This window comes from Vibrio sp. 10N.261.55.A10 (assembly GCF_041470825.1).
In the GTDB taxonomy this organism is placed as follows: Bacteria; Pseudomonadota; Gammaproteobacteria; order Enterobacterales; family Vibrionaceae; genus Vibrio; species Vibrio crassostreae_C.
Window position 1 is genome coordinate 127,076 of record NZ_JBFRNC010000030.1, and the last position, 22,552, is coordinate 149,627.

Below are 22,552 nucleotides of genomic sequence, written 5' to 3' on the forward strand. Positions count from 1 at the left end.
ACAGTTAACATAATGATTTATCGTTGGTTAGTGAGTGGCTTAGGTGTTGTCGGTACTGTGATCAGTTTTCAGCTGTTTGCATCCACCGCGACACAGATTGATCAATCTCAGCAGGCTGAACAAGCTCATAAAAGGCCAACCGTTGCTGTCGTTCTTGCTGGTGGTGGGGCAAAAGGTGCAGCTCACATTGGTGTGCTTAAAGCTCTAGAAGAGATGCAAATCCCGGTTGATTACATTACCGGTACCAGTATGGGCTCATACGTTGGTGGTCTTTATGCGACAGGGATGAGCGCAGACGAGATCGAGAGCTTTATTTATACGGTTGATTGGAATCGCGGTTATCGTGATCGCGTTAACCGTAGTGATCGCCGCGTACGTGACAAAGAATATGAAGACCGCTACCAACTGAACACCGATCTCGGCTTAGGTTGGGGCGAAATCAAAGCAAGGAAAGGGGTGGTGCAAGGCCAGAATATGTTGCGTATTCTGCGTGAGACCACGGGTAATCTATCCTCATTCGATTCTTTCGACCATCTTGCTATCCCATACCGTTCAGTCGCAACTGACATTATCGAACTTGAAGAGGTGGTCATCGATCATGGCCACCTTGTTGATGCCATGATGGCGAGTATGTCAGTTCCCGGCGCGCTTCCCCCTTATGACCTCGATGGTCGAATGCTGGTTGATGGTGGTGTCACCAATAACATGCCCGTCGACGTAGCCAGAGCGATGGGTGCAGACATCGTCATTGCGGTGGATATCAGTACCAACTACAAAGGCAAAGATGATTTCACGAATTTTCTAGCCGCAGCTGACCAACTCTCTAATTATCTTGTTCAACGCAGCACCCAAGAGCAAGCTGAAACTTTAACAGACGATGATGTCTTCCTGCGCCCAGATGTTGGGGAAATGGAGACGACAGAATTTGATAAAATGCCATCGGCTTTCCTCGCGGGCTATGAAGCTGCTAAGCAGCATACTGATGAACTTTCTAAGCTATCGCTCTCAAATGCCGATTATCAGCATTATATCGAGGACAAACAAAAAGCGCGCAGACAGCTAAAACACGGCGATAAGACCGTCGTTGACCGAGTTGTTATCAATAACAATACCCACTATTCCGATAAGCTGATCGAAAACCGTTTAAACCTTGATTCAGGTGAGATTCTGAAGACCAGTGAAATTGAATCTAAAGTACAAGACCTCTATGCGCTAGATAGATTCGAGTTGGTGACTTATGAATTTGACACGGTAGATGGCGAGGAGCAACTGCTGGTCGATGTGAACGAAAAATCTTGGGGGCCAAACTACCTCAACTTTCGATTCTTTCTTGAAGATGATTTCTCTACTACAAGCCAATACTCGCTCGGTGTCTCAGCCAACTTTACTGATATTAATAAGCATGGTGCAGAGCTAAGAACCAATATCGAGATGGGAACGGACAAGCGAATTGAAGCGGAACTTTACTCGCCATTCTTTTCGAGTCAAAAGCTGTTTACTTCGGCATCGGTTGTTTACAGCAAAGAGAACAGAAACCTACCCGCAGATATTGATGATATTGAAGAACCGACACTGGACGTAACGAAAGATTATCTCCCTATGACGTATAGTGAATATGTCGGTGAATTGGCATTAGGCTATCAACCAACCTTGTGGCAGGAGCTGACATTTGGTGTTCGTTATACAGATGGGGATGTTGAGGTTTCTTCGTTACCTTCATTGGGCAGTGGTGGCTACAAGCGTATTGGTGGCTTCATGGGTTACCGACTGGATACTTTGGATAATTTCAGCTTACCGACCAAGGGTTACTTTGTCGATTTAGAGTACCTCGTTTCTCATGATGATTTTGATAATGACAGCTCTCTTGGTGAATCGGATTTAACGTCTGAGAGTGATACGGTTTATGAGTTTTCGGCCAATTTCATGGCAGCAAAGAGTATTGAGAAGCATACTTTAGTCGCAAAGCTGGATTACGGTATTGTAGAGAGCAAAAATTCGATTTTCCCTATTGATCCCAAAGAGCTTGGTGGCTTCTTAAACCTGTCAGGTATTCCAAGGAATAGTATGATTGGTCAGAACTTGGCTTACACCAGCCTTATTTATCGTTATAAGTGGTTTGAAAATGACTTCGGCCTTTTTAAATCACCATTCTACGTGGGCGCATCCATTGAGCATGGTGGTGTTTGGTCGAACAATGATTTGAGTATTGATGAAGCGCCAATGTACACCGCGGGTTCTGTTTTCGCGGGTGTTGATTCTCCAATCGGGCCGATCATTTTAGCTTATGGCCGAACTGAAGATAATTTCGATTCGGTGTATCTGATTGTAGGTACGTCCTACAAATAATCATGCGCAGAGTCGCCATTTAAGTGCGTAATTAGGCAAAAATAGTGGGACTTTCGTCTTAACTTGCTATGTTGGTCAAAATGATAAGATTTTAATTTAACGTTAAATTTGCTATTCTACCGCCCACAGTTTGGCCTCTATGACGCCGCTCATCAATACAAATTGAATGACAAAAATGGCAATGGAGAGCCAAGTTTCCAAGGATGTTCACTTCTTTATTTTACTAACAATTATGAAGGGAAGAAGTGAACCGCAATGAGAGGAAAAAAGTCGTGCTTGAAGCCTACCGTAAACACGTCGAAGAACGTGCTGCCGAAGGAGTTGTTCCAAAACCACTAGATGCTGAGCAGGTAGCTGGCCTAGTTGAACTTCTGAAGAATCCACCTCAAGGTGAAGAAGAAATCATTCTTGACCTACTAGAAAATCGCATTCCACCGGGTGTAGATGAAGCTGCTTACGTAAAAGCTGGCTTCCTTACGGCTATCACTAAAGGTGAAGTAGCTTCGCCACTAGTAAGCAAAGCAAAAGCTGCAGAACTGCTTGGTACCATGCAAGGCGGTTACAACATCGAATCTCTAGTATCTCTACTAGACGATGCTGAGCTTGCTCCAATCGCTGTTAAAGCGCTATCTCATACTCTACTGATGTTCGATGCGTTCTATGACGTAGAAGAGAAAGCGAAAGCTGGCAATGCTGCTGCACAACAAGTACTTCAATCTTGGGCTGATGCTGAATGGTTTACAGCGAAAGATAAAGTAGCAGAAAAAATCACAGTAAAAGTATTTAAAGTCACTGGTGAAACGAACACCGATGACCTATCTCCAGCGCCTGATGCATGGTCACGTCCTGACATCCCAGTACACGCGAAAGCGATGCTGAAGATGGAACGTGATGGCATTACTCCTGATGAACAGGGTAGCGTTGGTCCAATCAAACAAATTGAAGAAATGCAAAAAGATGGCATTCCACTGGCTTACGTTGGTGATGTTGTTGGTACAGGTTCTTCACGTAAATCGGCAACAAACTCAGTACTTTGGTTCATGGGTGAAGATATCCCATTCGTACCAAACAAGCGTACTGGCGGTGTTTGTCTTGGTGGTAAAATTGCACCAATCTTCTACAACACAATGGAAGATTCAGGCGCACTACCCATTGAACTGAACGTACAAGACATGAACATGGGCGATATCATTGATATCTACCCGTACGAAGGTGTTGTTCACAAGAACGGTTCTGTGATTTCAAACTTTGAGCTAAGCAAAGTACTTCTTGATGAAGTGCGTGCTGGTGGCCGTATTCCACTGATCATCGGTCGTGGTCTAACGGGTCGTGCTCGTGACGCTCTAGGTCTAGCTGAAACGGATCTGTTTGCTAAACCAATCGATCCATCTGCATCTGATAAAGGCTACACGCTAGCTCAGAAGATGGTTGGTAAAGCATGTGGCGTTGAAGGTGTTCGTGCTGGTCAGTACTGTGAACCTAAAATGACGACAGTCGGTTCTCAAGATACGACCGGTCCTATGACTCGTGATGAGCTTAAAGATCTGGCGTGTCTTGGTTTCTCTGCAGACCTTGTAATGCAGTCTTTCTGTCACACATCGGCATACCCTAAACCAGTCGATGTAAACACTCACCATACGCTACCTGATTTCATCATGAATCGTGCGGGTGTTTCACTTCGTCCGGGTGATGGCGTTATCCACTCATGGCTAAACCGTATGCTTCTTCCTGATACTGTAGGTACAGGTGGTGACTCGCATACTCGTTTCCCTCTAGGTATTTCATTCCCTGCGGGTTCTGGCTTGGTAGCATTTGCTGCAGCAACAGGCGTTATGCCTCTTGATATGCCTGAATCTATCTTGGTTCGCTTTAAAGGTGAAATGCAACCGGGTATCACGCTACGTGACCTAGTACATGCCATTCCTCTTTACGGCATCAAGCAAGGCCTACTAACGGTAGAGAAAGCCGGTAAGATCAACGAATTCTCTGGTCGTGTACTAGAAATTGAAGGTGTTGAGCACTTATCTGTTGAGCAAGCATTTGAGCTTTCTGATGCATCTGCTGAGCGTTCTGCTGCAGGTTGTACCGTTAAGCTTTCTGAAGAGTCTATCTCTGAGTACTTGAACTCGAACATCGTGATGCTGAAGTGGATGATCGCTGAAGGTTACGGTGATGTTCGTACGATTGAGCGTCGTATTACAGCAATGGAAGAGTGGCTAGAGAACCCTGAGTTGCTATCTGCTGATTCAGATGCGGAATACGCGCACGTTATCGAGATTGACCTTGCTGACATCGATCAACCAATCCTATGTGCACCAAACGATCCAGATGATGCTCGTCTTCTTTCGGACGTTCAAGGTACTGAGATTCAAGAAGTGTTCATCGGTTCTTGTATGACGAACATCGGTCACTTCCGTGCTGCAGGTAAGATGCTAGAAGAGTTTAACGGCTCGCTAAATACTCGCCTATGGGTGGCTCCGCCAACGAAGATGGATAAAGACCAACTGACAGAAGAAGGCTACTACGGCATCTTCGGTCGTGCTGGGGTACGTATCGAAACTCCTGGCTGTTCACTATGTATGGGTAACCAAGCTCGTGTTGCTGATGCTTCGACGGTTATGTCGACGTCAACGCGTAATTTCCCGAACCGCTTAGGTAATGGCGCGAACGTTTATCTGGCTTCTGCTGAGCTTTCTGCTGTTGGCGCGATTCTAGGTCGCATCCCAACGAAAGAAGAGTACTTAGAGTACGCTGAGAAGATTAATGCAACCGCTGCTGATACATACCGTTACCTGAACTTCCATAAAATGGGTCAGTACACGGAAAAAGCAGACACGGTTATCTTCCAAGAGCCTGCGTAACGTCTGATTTTGTTGTAAATATAATTAAGGCCGCTGTGAATAGCGGCCTTAATTGCTTTTAGCATACAGCGAAAATTGCTTTTAGCTTACAGAGAGCTCGATTAGTGCTTAATCGTATACATTGCTGCAACATTGCGAGCAGTAAGTTCAATATTTTCAGCCGCTTCAGCCAAAGCTGTCGGCAAGTCTACTGAACGGTTCACTACCGCAAATACCGCGTCGATACCATGCTCATGAACCACACCACAATCACTGGCTAGACAGCCGGCAATACCGATGACAGGCAGTTTATGTTTTTTGGCTGTGCGAGCGACACCAATCGGTGTTTTGCCATGAATGGTTTGGCTATCAATGCGCCCCTCTCCTGTAATCACAAGATCAGCATCTGAGACTATTTCATCTAAATTGACGGCGTCCATTACGATGTTAATACCAGGGCGAAGCTCCGCATTTAACAGGCCAACAAGTGCCGCGCCTAGACCGCCTGCCGCGCCAGCACCAGGGAGATCAATGACATCGACGCCTAACTGGTTTTTCATGATACTGGCATAATGAGCAAGGTTAGCATCTAACAGCTCAACCATTTCTGGTGTTGCGCCTTTTTGCGGACCGAATACCTGTGATGCCCCTTTTGGTCCGCATAATGGATTATCGACATCACAAGCGACCTCTAAGCGTACGTTTTGTAGGCGTGGGTCGAGGTTGGTGAGATCAATGGTTGTCAGTTTTGACAGTTCACCACCACCAAACACCAGCTCGTGACCCTCTGCATCTAGCATACGAATGCCTAGCGCTTGAGCCATTCCTAAGCCACCATCATTGGTCGCACTACCACCAATGCCAATAATAATATGCTCAACACCTTTATCTAATACGGCTTTGATCAACTCACCCGTACCATAGGTAGTGGTTTTTAGTGGATTACGTTGTTCTGGAGAGACTAAATCTAGGCCGGAAGCGGCCGCCATTTCAATAATGGCAGTTTTACCGTCACCGAACATACCGTAGAAGCCTTCGACAATTTCACCTAATGGACCAATCACTGGATGTTGGATGATAGAGCCATTGGTCGCATCCACCAGAGATTGTACTGTGCCTTCACCACCATCAGCCATTGGTAATTTTACGTATTCGGCGTTTGGTATTAGCTGTTTAAAGCCATCTTCAATCGCTTGAGCAACGCCCATTGCTGATAGGCTTTCTTTATATGAGTCAGGAGCAATTACAATTTTCATTTTGATACCTTTAAACTTAAACAAACAGACCAAATACACCGAAGATCATTACTGAGACGAAGGCGATAACAAGACCGACCGCTGACTCATAAGGGATGAGTTTTAGACGTTCATGAATACTCATATGTACCGCACCACCCGTGGCATGGAAGAAGCTACCATGTGGCATATGGTCAAGTACTGTCGCACCAGAGTGGATCATTGCTGCGCCTGCGAGAGCTGGAACACCTAGCTCAAGAATGGTGCTGGCAAATACATTCGATGCCACTACTGTTCCGGCAGTTGTCGATGCGGTTGATAGTGCCATCAGTGCGCCAGAAAACGGAGCAAGTAAGTAAGAAGGCAGCCCAGACATCGTCAGCACTTCAATCAGATCAGCTTTTAGTCCTGAGTTAGCAATGATGCCTGCAATGGTTCCTGTGCCCAGTAGCATTACAGCAACCGGTGCCATACGTGACAAGCCTGAAACCGCAAAGCTATTGGCTTGTTTGAAGCGACCCATAGCCAGTGCACCCAGCAATCCACCCAAGGGTAATGCAATTAGAGGATCAACATTGATATCAGCGAGTGGTCGCAGCGCGAGTAGGGCAATAGCCACTAACGGTGCAACGATTGAAGAAGAAAAGCTTGGCAGTGAACTTTGATCCGCTTTGACCACTTCACTTTCCGCTACTTTTGAACCTTTATTGACGAGGCGCTTTGCCAAGAAGTAGGCGAAAAGCAGCCCAAATAGACCCGGAATCACGCCTGCAGCCATCACAGAGGTTAACGGAACATTGAACGCATCAGCCGCCGCAATGGCATTTGGGTTAGGCGACATGACATTACCTGCTTTACCGCCGCCCACCATCGCCAAAAGGATCGCGGTTTTAGAAAGGTCTGCGCGGCGAGCAATAGCCAGTGCAATAGGAGAAACCGTGATAACGGCCACATCAACGAAAACGCCAACAGCGGTTAAAATCATGGTCGCAATGGCAAGAGCAAGTAAGGCGCGAGTTTCGCCTACTTTTTTGATGATGGATTCTGCAATCGAGGTAGCCGCCCCTGATTCAATTAGTACGCCGGCCAACACACCAGCGGCGAGAATTCGCATCACTGAAGTGACGATCCCTTGGGCACCACCTATCATTAACTCAACGGTTTCGGTGAGAGAAACGCCGCCAACCACGCCGCCAACCAAAGCACCGATGATCATGCCGTAGGTGGGTGGCACTTTTTTAAGAATGAGCGCGATAGCAACAATCAATGCTGAAAGTGCGCCAAGAGTTGAAACTTCAATCATGTTCTATTTCCCAGATAACGATGTGTCATTTTCGGCAAATATAAAGATATAGGGTTGGTAAGTCTTTGTCATTCTCTACAAATAAGTGCTCAAATCGGTCCTTTTAAATTGTGCAGTTGCACATTTTTTAGCTCGACCAGTGGAATAGATTTATTGCAATGTAGAGTTGAAATAGATCGTCTATATTGTTGATATTTAATGATGTTATTTGGTTTATCTTGTCTGTTCGATAGCGTAGCGTATTGCGATGGATATGTAGTTCGTTACAGGTGAGAGCTGAATCACAGTTCTGTTTTAAATATGTCTTCAAAGTTTTGATCAGTATCCCTTTACTGTCCTGTTGTTGAAGATGTAGGTAAGACTGCTCCAGTTGCTCACGAATCCATGGATCTTGTAACAGGCTACTCATAATGGCCGGCAGTCGATAGTCTTGATAGAAAAACATGTCTCCGGGGCGGTTACCGACACTGCGCATAGTGAGCTCAGCGGTATCATATGAGCGTGCTAAACCAGAAAGTCCGGTAAAGTAATCCCCAAGCGCAATCTTGATTTGAAACTTAGCTTCTTTCTTTATTCTTTTGAGTAGCAATTTCACGCGCTTGGCTTCTGCATCCTTGGACCAGCTGTTCCCTATCAGGGTTATAGGCTTGAGTACCACCACTTCGTTTTGTGAAACAGACAAGATACCGACTAAATTATCGCGCTCGGGATATTCAAGTAAATGTACTAATTGCTGTAAGTTTTCCAATGAAGGCGCAGTGTCTCCTATCGGTAACACCTTGACGATGGCGGCAATCCGCGGTTGTGCAAGGTCGAGATCCAGACGCTGTGCGATGGATTGCAGTTGCATGTCATTAAGCGTGCTACCTCGGATTAATTGCAATACCAATTCTTCACGATGCCTCTTATTCCATTCTACTTGAGACATAAGTACAGCTTGTTCAACAATAAGCTCAGCGGTCATCTTCACCAGCTCACCAAAATGATGAACTTGCTGCAGTGTCCCAGAAACCCCAATCGCCCCAATGACATTATCCTGAAATAGAATCGGTAAATTAACTCCAGGCTTAACCCCTTTTAGGTGTTCGGCAGTGGCTTCGTCAATATTAACGACTCGTGATTCGGTGATGGCAAGTACCGCTCCTTCATGTTTTTGGTATAAGCGAGTAGGATCACTGGATCCAATAATGCGACCTTTATTATCCATCACATTAATCGAGTGTGGGATGATCTTCATGGTTCGTTCGACAATTTGTTTGGCAATCATTTCGTTCAACTGCATAGAGCCCTCCTCTTCATTGACTGTGTAGGTTGGATCGTAACGATAAATTCGTCAATACGCTCGTTTCTGACAAGACAATGGTATACTCAGAAATAGTATCGCTTGAGTATTAATGCAGTATAGGTTGAGTTATGGAGTTTGAATTTACTAGAAACACTCTAATGGGTGAATACTATGTGAAATGCAGCATGGGCCATGAGATTGTTGGCCGTTGGCTTCAAGAAGAGATCGGTAAAGATAAGCAAAAATTAGATCATGTGATGGCGTTGATTGAGCAATCTCGACAGGACTTGAGCAATGAAGTGACGTTGCTTGGCAAAGAGATTAGCCTTGCGATTAATGAAGACGAAGTAACGATTCAAGAAAACGTGTTAGCGCATGAGCAAGAGATGGAAGAGGGCAGTGAGTTCGACTTCTATAACTGTGAAAGCCAAGCAAGCTGTGGAATCGACGATTTCGAACTGCTCATCGAACGCTGGATGGATTTTTTAGGTTACTAGTTCTAAGACCTATTTGTTAGTCATTCAGAGCTTTGAAGGCTCCGTTGCCCAAAACTGGAGCAATAAGAGCATCGCGCATTAAGATAGTGAAAAGGCTGCACCATGTTGGTGCGGCCTTTTTCGTTATTACGACCTTATTATCTTCATCTTATTTAAAATCAAGCACTTAACTTTTTGGCACGCTACTTGGATTGTAATAAGAGAATTAACGGATTAAGTAAGAATTTAAGGAACGAATATGAAATTAATAAATGCCATTGTTAAGCCATTCAAATTAGACGATGTACGCGAAGCGCTCTCTGATGTGGGTATTGAAGGTATGACTGTTTCTGAAGTGAAAGGCTTTGGTCGTCAGAAGGGACATACTGAATTGTATCGTGGTGCAGAGTACCAAGTGGATTTCCTACCAAAGGTGAAGCTAGAGATTGCTACCCAAGCTGAGAATGTTGACCGAGTTGTTGAAGCGATTAGCCAAGCGGCACACACCGGAAAAATCGGCGACGGCAAAATTTTTGTGTATGACCTAAGCCAAGCCGTACGAATTCGTACTGGTGAAATGGATGCTGAAGCACTTTAAAGAATTACAAGGACTGGAGACTTTAATATGGAACTTACAACAACAGTAACGGAACTACGTTACGCACTAGACACTTTTTTCTTCCTCATTTCAGGTGCGTTGGTAATGTGGATGGCAGCAGGCTTCGCGATGTTAGAAGCTGGCCTAGTTCGTTCAAAGAACACCACAGAAATTTTAACTAAGAACATCTGTTTGTACGCAATTGCTTGTACTGCTTTCTTAGTGGTTGGTTACAACATCATGTATGTCGACAACGGTGAAGGCGGTTGGTTGCCATCATTTGGTACTCTAATTGGTACACAAGGTGAAGGCGCAGACCACTCTCTAGAATCAGACTTCTTCTTCCAGGTAGTATTCGTTGCAACAGCAATGTCTGTAGTATCTGGTGCGGTTGCTGAGCGTATGAAGCTTTGGTCATTCCTAATCTTCTCTGTAGTACTAACAGCGTTCATTTACCCTGTTGAAGGTTATTGGACTTGGGGCGGTGGTTTCCTATCAGAAGCGGGTTTCAGTGACTTCGCAGGTTCAGGTATCGTACACATGGCTGGTGCAGCAGCAGCGTTAGCTGGTGTTCTACTACTCGGTGCTCGTAAAGGTAAATACGGTAAGAACGGTGAAATCTACCCGATTCCTGGTTCAAACATGCCACTTGCAACGCTAGGTACATTTATCCTTTGGTTCGGTTGGTTCGGTTTCAACGGCGGTTCTCAACTGATGGTTTCGGATTTTGAGAACGCAACAGCAGTAGGTCAAATCTTCCTTAACACCAACGCAGCAGCAGCAGCAGGCGCAATTGCAGCACTACTAGTATGTAAAACAACTTGGGGTAAAGCAGACCTAACAATGATTCTTAACGGCGCGTTAGCTGGCCTAGTAGCAATCACTGCAGACCCTCTATCACCATCACCTCTATTTGCTGTAGCGATTGGTTCGGTATCTGGTGCATTGGTTGTATTCAGCATCATCGCTCTAGACAAAGCTAAGATTGATGATCCAGTAGGTGCTATCTCTGTACACGGTGTATGTGGTTTCTTCGGTCTAATGGCTGTGCCACTAAGCAACGCTGATGCAACGTTTGGTGCTCAGCTAATGGGTGCAGCAGTCATCTTTGCATGGGTATTCGGTGCTAGCCTAGCAGTATGGGCGGTGCTTAAAGCAACAATCGGTATCCGAGTAACGGAAGATGAAGAACTTGAAGGTATGGACATGCACGATTGTGGTGTCGGCGCTTACCCTGAGTTTGTATCAGTAAAATAATCAACAGTCGTCGCCTAATCTGAATGGGTTAGGTTGGACAAAGAAAGCCCCGCAACTCTTGTTGCGGGGCTTTGTTGTATTTACGGTTGCACAATATATAAACACGAACGTTGAAGTTAGGCTCATTGTTTAAGAGGAACGACAAGACACAAAGTTGAAATGGTTTGTTACAAAAGTGAGAGTTTGAATGGTCTGAGTAGACGGATTTTTTGTTGGTCGTCATTGTAATTATGTTAATGATGAATATAATAACGCAACTGATAGACATTATCATTTCGATATAAAGGATTTTACAATGAAGAAACTGCTAACACTTTCAGCTCTAGCGTGTGGTGTAATTGCCCCGACAGCAATGGCTGCGGAAGAAGTAAACGTATACTCTTACCGTCAACCTTTCCTAGTTGAACCAATGTTCAAGGAATTCACAAAAGAGACTGGCATTAAAGTAAACGTTAAGTTTGCTAAAAAAGGTTTAGCAGAAAAGTTAGCTCAAGAAGGCGAATACAGCCCTGCAGACGTAGTGTTAACTGTAGACATCAGTCGTCTATCTGAGCTAACTAAACAAGGTTTAGTTCAGTCTGTTGAAAGCGAAGTTCTTGAAAAGAATATTCCTGCTCAATACCAAGATACAAACAATGAGTGGTTCGCTCTAACAACACGTACACGTAGCGTTTACTCTTCTCGTGACCGTGTTGGTCGTCTAGGTGAGGAGTTTACTTACGAAGATCTAACTAAGCCTGAATTTAAAGGTAAGATCTGTACGCGTAGCGGTAAGCACCCATACAATGTTTCTCTAGTATCTTCGATGATCGCTCACAAAGGTGAAGCTGAAACGAAAGAGTGGCTAGAAGGCGTAAAAGCTAACCTAGCACGCAAGCCTCAAGGTAACGATCGTGCACAAGTTAAAGCGATTAAAGAAGGCCTATGTGATGTTGCTCTTGGTAACAGCTACTACCTAGGCAAGATGGTTAACGATAAAGAGCAAAAAGCTTGGGCTGACGCTGTTTACATTAACTTCCCTAACCAAGAGACAACGGGTACTCACGTGAATATCTCTGGTATGGCAATGGCTAAATACTCTCCAAACGAAGAGAATGCCGTTAAGCTAATGGAATTCCTATCGGGTAACACAGCACAAAGCATGTATGCAGAAGTGAACTACGAATACCCAGTGAAAGCTGATGTTAAACCTTCTGAGCTTGTTGCTTCATGGGGTGAATTCAAAGCAGATACAATTTCTCTAGACCAAATTGCTGACCACCACGCAGCAGCAATTAAACTATTAGACGAAGTTAAGTTCGATCTTTAATTTATTACTGTAGGCTTCGGCCCAAGTAAAATGACAACCTCAAGTCGCCATTTTCGGTCACTTGGGGTTGTTTGTTTTGGAAAATCACTTTTTGATACAAAGCTCGCCGTCGATCCCTTGAGTTATTAGCATCTCACCTTGAAGTCATTACAGTATATGGGTATAAATAACCCCACCATTAAAAGGACATGAGATGTATTTGCAAATGCATTTGTGTTTCATTAAGCCTCTTTGTAGTTAGGCGATGAAAGAAAAGAATTATTTATGGAACACCAGTAGCGGCATTATTGCTGTATTACTGGTTTTACCGATCTTAGCGATTTTTACGACGGCTGTTGGAGAAACAGATGAGCTATTTTCTCATCTGATGTCCACAGTAATGCCCACCTATGCTTACAATACGGTGGTTTTAGTCATGGGAACCTTATTCCTGTCTTTGGTTTTTGGTATTCCGTCTGCTTGGATTATGGCAATGTGCCGTGTTCCGGGAGAGCGGGTTTTGCAATGGGCGCTAGTACTGCCATTAGCAATGCCAGGCTATATTGTTGGGTATATATTCACCGATTGGTTCGACTTTGCTGGGCCTGTTCAAGTTCTACTGCGAGATCTTACTGAGTGGGGACCCGGTGAGTATTGGTTCCCGGATATTAGAACCTTATCTGGTGCTATTATTGTTCTGTCTCTCGTTCTCTATCCTTATGTTTACTTGCTGTGCCGCGCCGCATTTATGGAGCAAAACGTCTCCTTACTGCAATCCGCTCGGTTGCTAAAATGCTCACCTTGGGAAAGCTTTCGTCGTATCTCGTTGCCACTTGTTCGCCCATCAATGGCGGTAGGTCTATCGCTTGTTGCGATGGAAACTATCGGTGATTTTGGTACCGTGAGTTACTTTGCAGTCAACACTTTAACGACAGCGGTTTACGATACCTGGTTAGGTTATTCAAGTTTAACGGCTGCTGCGAAAATATCGGCAATTATGCTAGTTATCGTGATCTTGCTGTTGAGTTCAGAGCGCTACAGTCGTCGTAAACAGAAACTGTTCCAGAATCAATTCAGCAGTCGTGAAGACTTTCGTTACGACCTATCCGGTTGGAAGAAGTGGTTGGCACTGTTTTGGTGCTGGGGATTAGTGTGCGTTGCATTCTTATTCCCTCTGGGTCAGTTGATGATCTATGCCTACAAATACTTTGCACAAAGTTGGACGCCTGAATTCAGAGAGTATGCTGTTAACAGTCTTTATGTGTCAGTAATCGCGGCGATTATTGGCGTTATCATTGCGATGATTGTGAACTTTAATCAACGTGTCAGCCCGAGTAAGAAAAATCAGGCTTACATGCGTATTGCTTCGATGGGCTATGCTGTTCCAGGCACTGTGTTGGCGATTGGTGTGATGGTGCCTGTGTTGTTCATGGATCACTTAGTCAATGATATTGCCAAAGTGATGGAGTGGGGACGTCCGGGGCTGATTTTCTCTGGTTCCATGTTTGCGCTTATCTTTGCAATGGTGGTGCGTTTTTCTGCAGTGGCGATTGGCAGTATTGAAAGTAGCTTGAGTAAAGTATCTCCTTCATTGGATATGGCTTCTAAAACCATGGGCTGCAATACCAACCAGATGTTGCGTCGTGTTCATTTACCTTTGATTAAACGTGGCGCATTGATCGCTGGCTTACTGGTGTTTATCGAATCAATGAAAGAGTTGAATGCGGCATTGCTGCTGCGTCCTTTCAACTTCGAGACATTGGCGACTTATGTTTATAACTATGCCTCAGATGAGCACCTAGAATTGGCGGCGATGCCTGCTGTATTATTGGTGTTGGTGGGTTTAATTCCTCTGATCATCGTAAACCGTTCCTTGGAGCAGAAAAACTAATGAGTTGTGCATTATCAATTAAAGATCTGACTTGTAAGTATGAGTCGCAAACCATTTTGGAAGCGCTCTCGTTAGAAGTTGAGCATGGTGAAATTGTTTGTCTTCTTGGTGCGAGTGGCTGCGGTAAAACGACCTTACTGAAGGCGATTGCAGGCTTACTTCCATTAAGTAGCGGTGTGATGAGTTTGAACTGTCAAACCATTGATGATGGCGAGAATTGGTTGCCACCAGAGCAGCGTAACATTGGTATGATTTTCCAAGATTACGCCCTGTTTCCGCATCTGACGGTAAACCAGAATGTCGGCTTTGGCTTGAAAGACCTTTCTGAGCAGCAAAAGAAAGACAAAGTTCAAGAGATGCTGGAGCTGGTTCACTTAGGTGAGTTCGGTGACCGCTACCCACATCAACTTTCAGGTGGTCAACAGCAGCGTGTCGCTATTGCTCGTTCTTTGGCGTACAAGCCAGACTTGCTACTGTTAGATGAACCATTCTCAAACATCGATACTCAGGTTCGTCATGAGCTGATTTCTCAGATTCGCAAGATTTTTAAGAAGCAGGGTGTTACAGCTATCTTCGTAACTCACAGCCGTGAAGAAGCGTTCGCATTTGCAGATAAAATGGCAGTAATGAACCATGGTGTGATTGAGCAGTATGGTTCGGCATCTGAGTTGTATTTCCATCCTTCAAGTAAGTTTGTTGCAGACTTTTTGGGTGGCGGTAGCTACCTCAATGCACAGCGTATTTCGGAGCATGAATTTGAAACCAGTTTGGGTATGGTTGAAGCCAAACCGCAAACGGAGATTGAGTTCGGCAATACATGTGAGCTTCTGCTAAGGCCCCAGCATATCCAAGCAAGTTACGAGCAAGATAGTGCTATTTCGGTGCTAGAACAGCAATTTATGGGTGATCACTGTCGTTATGTAATCGAAGCGCATGGTCAGAAGTTATTAGCAACCTCGTCAGAAGCACTTGAAGTGGGTATGCCGGTCAACGTAAAAGTCGATACCAAAGGCGTATTGGCTTTTTAAAGAGATATAACGCGATACTAATCGTTACAAGAATCGCGATAAAAAAGCCCAGCACTTTAATCAAAGTACTGGGCAAGAGTTCTTCACTTATAGGCTTTAACAAGGCAGTGATTTGTTAAGTCCCATACAAAACTGCTGCACTCTATAAGCCTATAGAGAGAGGAAGTCTTTCACTTTTTGAAGAACACGTTCTGCAGTGTCTTTATCTTCCATTTCTGCGAAGATTCGTAGTAACGGCTCTGTTCCTGAGAAGCGAGCAATGACCCAGCCGCCATTCTTGAAGTACACCTTGGCACCATCTTCATAGCTGACTCTTTCAATTTCGTATTCAAATTCAGGCAGTTGCTTCTCGACGTAGATCTTAGTGTAGAGCGCTTCTTTCTCTGAAGGTTTAAACTTATAATCGCCTTCTGCGGTGTAGGCATAGCCATATTTAGAGTAAATCTCATCAAGTAATTCAGACAGCTTCTTGCCTGTCACACTGATCATCTCAACCAGTAAGCTTGAAGCAAATACGCCATCCTTACCTTTGATGTGACCACGAATGGTTAAACCACCTGAACTTTCGCCACCAATCAGAGAGTCATCGGCCTCCATTTGTGAGCTGATATGCTTAAAGCCTACAGGAACCTCAAAGCTCTTCTCACCATGATCTGCCGCCACTTTATCCAGTAGGTGTGTGGTTGCGATGTTACGAACGACAGAGCCCTTCCAGCCTTTGTATTCCAGCAAGTAGTAGTAAAGTAGGAGTAGCACTTCGTTAGGGTGAATGAAGTGACCTTTCTCATCGATGATTCCCAAACGGTCAGCATCGCCATCAGTACCAATACCAATGTCATAGCCTTCTGCTGCAACTAAGTGCTTCAAGCGATACAGCGTTGCGGCATTTGGCGATGGCATCAAGCCACCAAAATCTGGGTTTTTACCATCGTTGATTACGTCGACATCACAGCGACCGTTGATCAGAACCGTTTGTAGAGCATTTTTTGCTACACCAAACATAGGATCAATCAGTACGCGTAGGTTGGCTTTCTTGATCGAATCGATATCAATAAAGTTGATGATCGAATCCACAAAGTCGTTCATCGGATTGATGATCTCGATCTCTTTGTCATTTAACGCTTGTTCGAAATCGACACGGATAACGTCTTCGTTAGTTAGGGTTGCGATTTGCTGTTCGATCTTCTCGGTGATGATCTCGTCAGCATCACGACCACCTTCAATGAACACCTTGATACCGTTGTAGTCTGCTGGGTTGTGAGAAGCGGTAATACACGCTGAGTAGGTACACCCCATCTCTTTTGCTTGGAACATCACGATAGGTGTTGGAACGAATTTATCAATGAAGCTTACTTTGATGTTATTCGCTGCAAGTACTTCTGCAAACCAGCATGCCGCTTTATCTGAAAGGAAACGACGGTCATAACCGATCACAAAACCATTCTTGGCTGCATCTTCGTTGTTAATGATGTTAGCGAGCGCTTGCGCTACTAAGCGAACGTTCTCTCTGGTGAACTCTTCACCAATGAAAGCGCGCCAGCCACCTGTACCAAATTTAATCATTAGAAAATCCTTTTAGTCTCATTGTCTCAAGCCTGTAAAGACTTGAGACAAGAGCTGTTCGTTAAATTGAGTGACTAGCCTAGAACAACGACAACGTCGTTCACGCTGCCTTCTGCTTGTACTGGGATTGCACCTTCAACTGACTCACCATTGATAGTGATAGAAGCAACGCCTTTGCTTACTGCATTCGGGTTTTGCACCGTGATGTTGTAAGTTGCGCCACGCCATTGGCGAGTAACCTCGAACTCTGGCCAATCAGTCGGGATACATGGATCAACCGTTAGGCCTTCAAAGCCGGTACGAACACCAAGAATGAAGTTAGTTACCGCGAAGTAAGCCCAACCAGAAGTACCCGTTAACCAAGGGTGGTTTGCACGCCCATGGTCTTGGTGATCTTTACCCATGATGAACTGCACGTACGAGTATGGTTCTGCGTAGCGCGTTTCAATCATGTCGTTTTGGTTGTACGGGTTTAGTGCGTCGTAGAATTTCATCGCACGGTCACCACGGCCTAGCTTCGCTTCTGCTACCCAAGCCCATGGGTTAGGGTGAGAGAAGATTGCGCCGTTCTCTTTTACGCCTTGGTAAACGCGAGTTACGAAGCCGATGTCATCGTTTGGTGTTGCGAATGATGGAGAGTTTAGGTGTAGGCCGTATTCAGAGAATAGGTTCTCATCCACTGCATCCATCGCTTTTTCACCACGCTCTTGAGAAACCGCACCAGACAGAACTGCGAGTGTGTTTGACTCAAGGTGTACACGACCTTCAGCTTGTTGAGCAGTACCGATCTTGTCACCATTTTTGGTTAGACCACGGATGTACCAACCGCCTTCGTCATCCCAAAGGTGTGTTTCACACGCTTCACGTACGTTCGCTGCCATTTCTGTGTATTTAGCAACATCAGCATCGTTATTGCGGAACTTAGCAAGGTCTAAGAATTCTTGTAGCGCCCAGAAGTGAAGGAACGAAACCATTGATGACTCACCACCACCAAGGTTCAAGCAGTCATTCCAGTCTGCGCGAAGACCCTTACAGATCCCCGTTTGACCAACGTATTCTGCAGAGAAGTTCAGTGCCGCTTTCATGTGTTCGTAAACCGTTGCTTCACCACCGTCTGCGTAAGGAATCACTTCGTCAAAGAAGTCGTGCTCGCCAGTTTCCATTACGTATTTGATGATGGTTGGTACGATCCATAGGTGATCATCAGAACAGGTGTCTTCAATGCCGTGGATCTTGTCGTCATCTGACGGTGTTGGAACAACCGTTGGTGATTTTGATGGCTCAACGTCGGCTTTCTCTGGATCGAACCAGTCAGGATCGAACAAGTGAAGACCGTAGCCCGCTTTCACTTGGCCGCGAAGCAGGTCGATAATACGCTTCTTGGTCATTTGTGGGTTGGCATGAGGTACTGAGATAGCATCTTGCGCAGTATCACGGTAACCAAGGCCTGTACGGCCACCAACTTCGATGAATGATGCAAAGCGCGACCAAACCACACAGGTTTCGGCTTGGTATAGCGTCCACGTGTTGATCATGGTGTCTAAGCCTTCGTTCGGAGACTTAACTTGGAATTTGTTGCAACGCTCGTCCCAGTGATCTTTGATGCCTTGGAAAGCGGCGTCTACGTTTGCTGTGTCTTGGTACTTCTCACGTAGGCGCTCGCCGTTCCCTTTACCGATACCTAGTACGTACGCAAAGCGAACTTCTTCACCTGGTTGAATCGTGAATTGTTTATGCAGAGAACCACAGTGGTTGTAACAGGTTTGAGCGCTGTTAGAACATTTACCGTTTTCAACTGCAATTGGGTTCGCTTCATCACGATACATGCCAAGGAAGTTGTCACGCTGGCCATCGTAGCTGTCTGGCGAGAAAGTTGAAGCTAGGTAGTAGAAGCCTTCAAAGTCGTTAGTGTTGTAGTACAGATCGTATTCCAGAACACCTTCTTGGTAAGACGTGCCCGCAGAGTACAAAGACATCTGATGGTTTTGGTTATCCGATTGAATATGACTGAAAGAGAACTCAACAAACGAGAAAGTGCTGATAGTACGTGGCTTATCAGTGTTGTTCTTTAGTACAATGTCCCAAACTTCTGCATCTTCACCTTTAGGTACGAATAGCGTCTTCGTTGCGGTAATACCGCTGTACTCACATTTGAACTTTGAGTATGACAGGCCGTGACGAACTTCGTAGTTCGCTTCATCGAGGCTCTTTGCCACTGGCTGCCAAGAGATAGACCAGTAATCACCTGTCTCATCATCACGTAGGTAAACATAGTGTCCTGGACGGTCAAATGTGCCGTTTGGACGGAACTTAGTAACACGGTTGTATTCCGGAGAATTGTAGAACGAGTAACCGCCTGCATTGTGTGAAATCACGGTACAAAACTTTTCAGTACCTAGGTAGTTGGTCCAAGGTGCTGGTACATCAGGGCGAGTGATGACGTATTCGCGATTGTCGTTATCGAAATAGCCGTATTTCATTGTCATTTCCTTTTTAACAAACTGCATCTATGCAGCTAATTTTTAAATAGTGATGCTGAGTCGTATCTGACTGAGCACCTTAATTTGAGTTAGCAAGCGCTCGATGTGAGTGTTGCTTTGGTTTTGTTTTATTGAGCTTTCCAAGGGTTGCGATAGTCAACATTGAGTCTGTCGAGTAGCGGCAAGTGACCCTTTAGGCGAGACAGGTAATCTAGCCAGTTTCGGTTGTTTTTATGTGTCCAACATCCTTCAGCTAAAGCGCTAATTCTTGGAAATACCATGTAATCCATACGCTTTTGGTTGGTGACGATCTCACACCATAGAGCACACTGAATTCCGCGGATCCGCTTACGAATTGGGTCGGTGTCGGATATCTCAGCAAGCGCTTCGTAGGTATAAGCTTGTTCTAATGGGATGACGGCAGCCCAATCTACGCCCGGTTCTTGCGGTGCATAATCTTGGGTCATGTCGAGATAGGTAAACTGTGCAGGTTGCAACACCACATCAAAGCCTTGGCGAGCGCAATTGACAGCCGCTTCTTCACTGAGCCATGAGTAGATGATGGTCTCTTTACTCACTTTGTCGCCGTGCTGTGCTTCTTCCCAGCCGACCATGCGTTTGCCGAGTTGCTTAAGCTTATTCTCGGCATAGCGGAATAGGTGACCTTGCAAATCTTTGCTGTCTTGGTATTGATGTTCTTTCATCAGCGCTTGAGCTGCAGGGCTGTTAGTCCATACGCCCGGTGGTACTTCGTCTGCGCCCATGTGAATCAATTCGCTAGGGAATAGCTCTGCGACTTCTTCAATAACCGCATCTAAGAACTGGTAAGTGCCCGGTAAACCTGGATTTAACACATTGTCGTTGTAGTGCTGAATGCTCTTGTATTGAGTAGTGTCTGCTTGCTCTACCAACATATCAGGCAGTGATTTGATTGCTGCACGGCAGTGTCCCGGGATATCGATCTCAGGGATAACCGTGATGCTGCGTTGTTCTGCGTATTCAATCACTTCGCGAATCTGTTGCTGGGTGTAGAAGCCGCCGTAGTTTTCAGCAATATGGGTATATTGTGGCTCTAATGCATGGTCAGGACCTCGCCAAGCACCGATTTCAGTGAGTTGAGGTAGGCTCTTTATCTCGATCCTCCAACCTTCATCATCGGTTAGGTGCCAATGAAAAACGTTGAATTTGTAGTGCGCCAACTGGTTGATTAAACGTTTCACTTGCTCCACCGAGTGGAAGTGACGTGCACAGTCCAACATCATGCCGCGGTATTTGAAACGAGGTTGGTCGGCGATTTTGCAACATGGCACAGAGAAGCGTTCAGCATTTTGTTGTTGAACTAATTGTATTAAGCTAGCTACTGCATGAGTGAAGCCTGATTGACTGCCTGATTCTACGACCACTTGTTGAGTTGTGATGGTCAGTTTGTATTCGGCTTCATCTAAAGTTGGGTTGCTACGAAGTAGAATGTCTCCGCTCGCTTCTGGTGAGAGTTCTGTTGAAATCGCTAGCTCGAACGTAATCAGTAACTCTTGTTGTAACCAAGCGCTGGCCTTCTCTGCAAGGTGAGATTGAACCTCAATTTTGCATTTACTATTTAACGCGAAGCTACCTTGCTTAAGTTCGAACTGATTCGGCTGAGGAATTAATGCCACCTCAGCAGCGTTCACTTCAGGTATCTGATTGCGTTCACGGTATGGTGACGCCAGAACAATAGGTGATATCGCGACTGGCAGCACCGAGGTTTCGCCTTGGTGATGCGTTTGGATAAAGGCATCGTTTAGACCGTCAGAATAAAAACGGAATGGGGCGCTTTGAATGCTGAATTCAAGGTAGTAATGGTTGTTCGCCTTTAACACTGACGAACTTGGTTTGAACGAACAAAAGCTTCCAACTTGAGTCAGTTCACCTTGCGATAAACTTTCTGGAAGGATGAATCGATCAAATGCAAAGTGCAGAGACCAATCTTTTACGTCGAGGTCACTTAAGTTATGTACCGTAAGGCCAAATCGGCAGTTATTTTTTTGTTCAGAAAGAACAGCTAAGTCGATGCGATAATTCATATAACTTCCCTGCTAAGCCTGTTGATACAAGTTGTGTTGTGGTTTTCCGGCAAACATCAATGCGCCTTCAATAGCGTCGAATTGAGGTTTAACGATCCATTGTTGTACTGGTGGTGATAGCCAGTTGAGAATACGCTCAGCGATACTTCCCATTAAGCACACCTTGTCAGCGCCATTTCGATGCAGTGCTAAGACAAACATTTCGATATCAGCCGCGGTTTGCTTGAGCATATCGATAGCCAGTTCGTCACCTTCGTTAGCGAGTTGAAAAATAACTGGTGAGAATTGACCGTAATCCTTTGGAATAGCACCTTTTGACCATTCGACAATGGCATCCACATCATTATTAAAGTGATTCATCACATGTAGAGTCAGCGGGGTTTTGTTGCGAATACCGTCTTCTGCAAGCAAGACTTGTTGAATCAAACGTAAGCCCATGACTGCGCCGCCGCCTTGATCTGAAATCGGAAATTCACGACCGCCAACCACATATTGCTCACCGTCTTTTAGGAAGATACCGCAAGAACCCGTACCACCGATCATGATTGCGCCGTCTTGGCCATTGTGAGCACCAATGCAAGCGCCATAAGCGTCGGTATTTAGTGTCATGCTTGCGAAAGGGTGTGGTTGAGCCATGAAGTCGAACCATGCTGATTTTTGCTCAGCGCCAGCCAGCGCTAGGCCAACATGCATATTTGAAAAATGGTCTGAGTTGAGTTGCCCTTGTTGTGCCGCTTTTGTGATGGCATCAATAATTGAGCTCATCGCAACATCAACACCCAAAAGGATGTTGCCACTGCCACTTTTCGCTTCACCAATCAGTTTGCCTTGAGCGTCACGAATACGAGCACGACAAGAAGTACCACCACCATCAATACCGACGTAGTAAAGAGTCATTA

The 22,552-nt window shown here is 45.3% G+C and carries 15 protein-coding genes; 8 read left to right on the top strand and 7 right to left on the bottom strand.

Annotated features, from left to right (window positions below; genetic code table 11):
- The first annotated feature begins 12 nt into the window (after positions 1-12).
- Both AB4274_RS10335 and acnB read left to right on the top strand, forming a co-directional pair.
- Positions 13-2,346 carry a patatin-like phospholipase family protein gene (locus AB4274_RS10335; protein WP_372111956.1) on the top strand — a complete coding sequence of 778 codons (2,334 nt, stop codon included), beginning with the start codon at positions 13-15 and terminating at the stop codon, positions 2,344-2,346.
- 272 nt (positions 2,347-2,618) lie between these two features.
- Complete coding sequence (gene acnB / locus AB4274_RS10340; protein ID WP_017072021.1) at positions 2,619-5,207, top strand: bifunctional aconitate hydratase 2/2-methylisocitrate dehydratase; 2,589 nt, start codon at positions 2,619-2,621, stop codon at positions 5,205-5,207.
- 101 nt (positions 5,208-5,308) lie between these two features.
- Here acnB and AB4274_RS10345 read toward each other — a convergent pair whose 3' ends face one another.
- From AB4274_RS10345 to AB4274_RS10355, 3 genes are all read right to left on the bottom strand, one after another.
- Positions 5,309-6,442: a glycerate kinase gene (locus AB4274_RS10345; RefSeq protein ID WP_017059424.1), complete on the bottom strand. Its 1,134-nt coding sequence runs from the start codon at positions 6,440-6,442 to the stop codon at positions 5,309-5,311.
- A gap of 16 nt (positions 6,443-6,458) precedes the next feature.
- Positions 6,459-7,724 (bottom strand): GntP family permease, encoded by a 1,266-nt coding sequence (locus AB4274_RS10350; RefSeq protein ID WP_017059423.1) that lies wholly within the window; start codon positions 7,722-7,724, stop codon positions 6,459-6,461.
- A gap of 127 nt (positions 7,725-7,851) precedes the next feature.
- Complete coding sequence (locus AB4274_RS10355; RefSeq protein ID WP_017066809.1) at positions 7,852-9,006, bottom strand: sugar diacid recognition domain-containing protein; 1,155 nt, start codon at positions 9,004-9,006, stop codon at positions 7,852-7,854.
- 131 nt (positions 9,007-9,137) lie between these two features.
- On the opposite strand from AB4274_RS10355, the gene AB4274_RS10360 reads away from it, so the two are divergent.
- From AB4274_RS10360 to AB4274_RS10385, 6 genes are all read left to right on the top strand, one after another.
- Entirely contained in the window at positions 9,138-9,506 is a 369-nt protein-coding gene (locus AB4274_RS10360; RefSeq protein ID WP_019824378.1) for a YacL family protein, read from the top strand.
- A 238-nt stretch (positions 9,507-9,744) separates the two neighbouring features.
- Positions 9,745-10,083: a P-II family nitrogen regulator gene (gene glnK / locus AB4274_RS10365; RefSeq protein WP_004738200.1), complete on the top strand. Its 339-nt coding sequence runs from the start codon at positions 9,745-9,747 to the stop codon at positions 10,081-10,083.
- 27 nt (positions 10,084-10,110) lie between these two features.
- The gene (locus AB4274_RS10370; protein ID WP_017059420.1) at positions 10,111-11,340 is read left to right on the top strand and encodes an ammonium transporter; all 1,230 of its coding nucleotides are present in this window, start codon (positions 10,111-10,113) and stop codon (positions 11,338-11,340) included.
- Between the two features lie 295 nt (positions 11,341-11,635).
- On the top strand, positions 11,636-12,649 hold the full coding sequence (locus AB4274_RS10375) for a Fe(3+) ABC transporter substrate-binding protein (RefSeq protein ID WP_017068889.1): 1,014 nt from the start codon (positions 11,636-11,638) through the stop codon (positions 12,647-12,649).
- Between the two features lie 244 nt (positions 12,650-12,893).
- Positions 12,894-14,519 (top strand): ABC transporter permease, encoded by a 1,626-nt coding sequence (locus tag AB4274_RS10380; protein WP_372111958.1) that lies wholly within the window; start codon positions 12,894-12,896, stop codon positions 14,517-14,519.
- Complete coding sequence (locus AB4274_RS10385; RefSeq protein ID WP_065584918.1) at positions 14,519-15,547, top strand: ABC transporter ATP-binding protein; 1,029 nt, start codon at positions 14,519-14,521, stop codon at positions 15,545-15,547. The genes AB4274_RS10380 and AB4274_RS10385 overlap by 1 nt, the downstream gene beginning before the upstream one ends.
- A gap of 150 nt (positions 15,548-15,697) precedes the next feature.
- On the opposite strand, the gene AB4274_RS10390 is transcribed toward AB4274_RS10385, so the two are convergent.
- The 4 genes from AB4274_RS10390 to AB4274_RS10405 all read right to left on the bottom strand — a co-directional run bounded on the left by AB4274_RS10390 (position 15,698) and on the right by AB4274_RS10405 (position 22,550).
- A complete protein-coding gene (locus tag AB4274_RS10390) occupies positions 15,698-17,110 on the bottom strand; it encodes a phosphoglucomutase/phosphomannomutase family protein (protein WP_372111960.1) in 1,413 nt (470 codons plus the stop codon).
- Between the two features lie 74 nt (positions 17,111-17,184).
- Positions 17,185-19,590, bottom strand: coding sequence for a GH36-type glycosyl hydrolase domain-containing protein (locus AB4274_RS10395; RefSeq protein WP_102428497.1), 2,406 nt, complete (start codon positions 19,588-19,590; stop codon positions 17,185-17,187).
- A gap of 128 nt (positions 19,591-19,718) precedes the next feature.
- On the bottom strand, positions 19,719-21,653 hold the full coding sequence (locus AB4274_RS10400) for a beta-N-acetylhexosaminidase (RefSeq protein WP_372111962.1): 1,935 nt from the start codon (positions 21,651-21,653) through the stop codon (positions 19,719-19,721).
- A 12-nt stretch (positions 21,654-21,665) separates the two neighbouring features.
- Positions 21,666-22,550: a BadF/BadG/BcrA/BcrD ATPase family protein gene (locus tag AB4274_RS10405; RefSeq protein WP_372111964.1), complete on the bottom strand. Its 885-nt coding sequence runs from the start codon at positions 22,548-22,550 to the stop codon at positions 21,666-21,668.
- Between the last annotated feature and the right edge of the window lie 2 nt (positions 22,551-22,552).